This is a genomic window from Pseudescherichia vulneris, from assembly GCF_902164725.1.
In the GTDB taxonomy this organism is placed as follows: Bacteria; Pseudomonadota; Gammaproteobacteria; order Enterobacterales; family Enterobacteriaceae; genus Pseudescherichia; species Pseudescherichia vulneris.
On the sequence record NZ_LR607338.1, the window covers coordinates 1,952,070 to 1,952,684 of the forward strand.

General features: G+C 60.7%; 1 protein-coding gene and 1 other RNA gene. One reads left to right on the forward strand and one right to left on the reverse strand.

The features are described 5' to 3' along the window. Positions 1–307, reverse strand: a 307-nt coding sequence (locus FN633_RS08335; protein ID WP_154058862.1) for an MGMT family protein, incomplete at its 3' end; no start/stop codon positions are given. 165 nt (positions 308–472) lie between these two features. Between FN633_RS08335 and ffs the strand changes: the two genes are divergently transcribed. Next, positions 473–569, forward strand: an RNA gene (gene ffs / locus FN633_RS08340) — signal recognition particle sRNA small type. Positions 570–615: the final 46 nt, after the last annotated feature.

The following is a 615-nucleotide window of genomic DNA, read 5'->3' on the forward strand; positions in this document are numbered from 1 at the left end:
AAATCCAGCGATAACGCGTTAAATCAATCTGTCCACTGCCTGTCACCTGCACGCCGTCGGCAAGCAGGGCCTGGCGCTGACGCTGCAGATCCGGCCCGGTGAGCGAGATCTGCCCCTGACGATTGACCACCCGATGCCACGGCAGCGTGCTGCCCTCCGGCAGGCGTCTGAGTACGCCGCCCACCTGCCGCGCCGCACGGGGTGAACCCGCCAGCCGTGCCACATCGCCGTAGGTGGTCACCGAGCCGGCCGGTATCGCGGCAACGATTTGCCATACCCGCTGGGGAAAAGAGTCGTTGTCTGCCATAACGGTTTCCTGAAGAGTCTCTCACCAGCATAATCAGCGCGTGCGAGCCTGTGAAGAGGCGGTTGCGCAATAAACCAGCATCCAGCAGGCCGCGGCTTGCAATTACCGGGCCGTACAGTGATAATGCGTCCGCGCGTTGGTTAACAACGCTCTCAATGGGGGCCCTGTTGGTTCTCCCGCAACGCTACTCTGTTTACCAGGTCAGATCCGGAAGGAAGCAGCCAGAGCAGATGACGTGTGTGCCGGGATGTAGCTGGCAGGGCCCCCACCCATTTCTGCTCCTCAAATTCCTTTCCTTTGTTTATCCT